This window comes from Candidatus Thermoplasmatota archaeon (assembly GCA_022848865.1).
In the GTDB taxonomy this organism is placed as follows: domain Archaea; phylum Thermoplasmatota; class Thermoplasmata; order RBG-16-68-12; family JAGMCJ01; genus JAGMCJ01.
In genome coordinates this window covers 1-2794 of sequence record JAJISE010000086.1, presented here as the reverse complement: position 1 = coordinate 2794, position 2794 = coordinate 1, and the positions used below count along the sequence as shown (strand labels likewise).

Genomic DNA, 2794 nt, shown 5'->3' with positions numbered 1-2794 from the left:
ACATAGAGCTATAAGTCCTGGGATTGAAATGCCGAAGAAAGGGATAACAAGCATACAGATCTCTTCCGACACACGAGACCGGTTGTACAAGCTCAAATTCAGGAAGACCTATGATGAGTTCCTAGCAGAGCTATGTGAGTTGTACGAAGAAACCCACGAAAAGGAATGAGCCGGAAACATGTCGACAATGAAAACGTTTTAACGCAGTAGAGCTACTCACTGTCGATGATCGAGTGGACGGAGAAGTACCGTCCCGCGACCCTCGACAAGGTCGTCGGGAACAAGGTCGCCGTTGCCGACTTGAGGAAGTGGGCGGAGACATGGGAGACCGGCCGTGGAAAGAAGGCGGTCATACTCACGGGAGGCCCTGGCATTGGGAAGACGAGCGCGGCCCTGGCCCTGGCAAACGATCTTGGTTGGGGGGTGGTGGAGATGAACGCTTCCGACACTCGCAACGCCGCCTCCGTCAGGAAGGTCGCCTTTCTCGGGGCCCTCGGTGAGACGTTCACCAGCGACGGCGAGTATGTCTCCTCGAAGGAGGGCAGGAGGAAGCTCATCATCCTGGATGAGGCCGACAATCTCTTCGGTAGAGAGGACGCTGGGGGCATCGGAGCTATCACAGAGACCATCAGGGCATCCAAGCAACCGATAGTCCTGATTGTGAATGATTACTATGCCCTGACAAGAAGGTCCTCGGCGATCAAATCGCTCTGCAAGACCATCAAGTTCGAACCGCTCAAGTCCTCCGAGATCAAGACCGTCCTGAGAGAGATCGCGAAGAAGGAGGGGTTCAAAATCGATGAGGACGCCCTGGACCATATAACGGAGAGAGTGGGCGGGGACATGAGGGCGGCTATCAACGACGTCCAATCTCTGGCGGAGGGGAGGGAAGACGTAACGCACGACGATGTCATCGCTCTTGGCTACAGGGACGCGAGGAAGACCATCTTCGAGAGCGTGAGGGATATTCTCACGTCGGGAAGTTGCAGGAAATCGAGGGAAAGCTGCATGGCCCTGGACGAAGCACCAGACACTCTGATCTTGTGGATCGACGAGAACCTGCCGCTCGAATATCGAGAACCGCATGATCTGTGTGCGGGCTTGGACTCACTGTCAAAGGCCGACGTGTACCTAGGGCGAGTGAGAAGGAAGCGACATTACAGGCTTTGGGCGTACGCGTCGGACCTGATGACATGCGGCGTTTCCGTGGCCAGAGAGGGCTCCGCCTACGGGCAAGGAAGGTACAGGTTCCCACTGTGGCTGTCGAAGATGTCCAGGTCAAGGTCGGTAAGAAGGACGCTCCGCTCTGTGACGGAGAAGATCGGAGGGGAGACGCACACGTCCTCAAACCGGGCCAGGACTGACATCCTCCCTGGCTTCACGCACATATTCCTCAACGATTTCGAGTTCAGGGTCTCAACGACCGCCAGGATGGAACTCGTTGAGAGGGAGGTTGCATTCCTTCTCGGAGAGAAGGAGGATTCTACCGCGGTGAAGCAGACCGTCGAGCAGGCGAAGAGGATCAGAGAGGGAGACTCTGTCGAGATCAAGGAGATCGAGGACTTCGAGCTGGACAAGGAGCCCGGTCAGAAGGACCTGAGTCAGTTCTAGGTGCAAAAGTGTTTATCGGTCCGCAACGATGAGATGTCAGTGGACCCCGAAAAGCGTCGCTTGCTCGAGAGACAGGGCTACAGGATCGTCGGCAGCCATTCCGCCGTGAAACTATGCCACTGGCTGAGAGAGAAGCTCATCAGAAAAAGACCGTGCTACAAGGAGGTGTTCTATGGGATCGACTGCCATCGATGTCTTCAGATGACGCCCACGGCGGACCAGTGCAACATGAACTGCCTGTTCTGCTGGAGAGCCCAGAACTTCTCAAAGCCGAAGTTCGACCACGTGGACGATCCGGCGTTTATACTGGAGGAGAGCCTGAACGCACAGACGGGGTTGGTTTCGGGATTCAAGGGTGACAGCCGCTGCAGCATTGAGGAATGGACGGAGGCTTCTGAGCCGCGGCACGTGGCCATATCGCTCACGGGGGAGCCCACGTTCTATCCGAAACTCGGACAGCTCATCCAGGAATGTCACGAAAAGGGCATGAGCACGATCCTCGTCAGCAACGGCACGTTGCCGTCAGTGCTGGCACGGTTGGACCCCCTGCCCACACAGTTGTACATCACGGTCGCGGCGCCCACACCTGACATCTACAACAAGCTTTGCTCTCCTATATCTGAGGATTCGTGGGAAAGACTCCTGGAATCCTTGGCGGTCATGAAAGATCTGAACACGAGAAGGGTCGTCAGGCTCACGCTCGTCGATGGCTGGAACATGACGCACGTGGACGCCTACTCGGAGCTGATATCCCGCGCTGAGCCTGACTTCGTGGAGGCAAAGGGATACGTGTTCGTGGGAGGGTCCAGGAATCGGATGAAGTGGAGCAACATGCCGAGCCACGATGGCGTTCGGGAGTTCTCGAGAACGCTTTCAAGCCATCTCGGATATCCCATTCTGGATGAAAGGAAGGAAAGCCGGGTCGTGCTCCTTGAATCCGGCAACAAGGACAGAAGAATGGCCTCCCCCGTTCGGCTTTAATATCTGTAAGGGCGTTAAGGTGCGAGTTCGATGGTCGACCTGATTGCATTTCTCGAAGGGGTCTTCGGGAATCCAGTTCTTTTCTTCCCGCTGCTCTTCCTCTTCGATGACCAGAGGGAACCTTGCGCCGCATCGGCAACTGAGGTGAGACGGCGGCAGATTCTCGTCAACGAGGCTATGTACGCGCCTTCCGCATCTTACG

2 protein-coding genes are annotated in these 2794 nt (G+C 56.2%); both read left to right on the top strand.

Annotated elements, in window-relative coordinates:
• The first annotated feature begins 225 nt into the window (after window positions 1-225).
• Window positions 226-1611, top strand: a complete 1386-nt coding sequence (locus tag LN415_09715) for a replication factor C large subunit (protein ID MCJ2557362.1) — start codon at window positions 226-228, stop codon at window positions 1609-1611.
• A 39-nt stretch (window positions 1612-1650) separates the two neighbouring features.
• Window positions 1651-2592 (top strand): 4-demethylwyosine synthase TYW1, encoded by a 942-nt coding sequence (gene twy1, locus LN415_09710; protein ID MCJ2557361.1) that lies wholly within the window; start codon window positions 1651-1653, stop codon window positions 2590-2592.
• The last annotated feature ends 202 nt before the right edge of the window (window positions 2593-2794 follow it).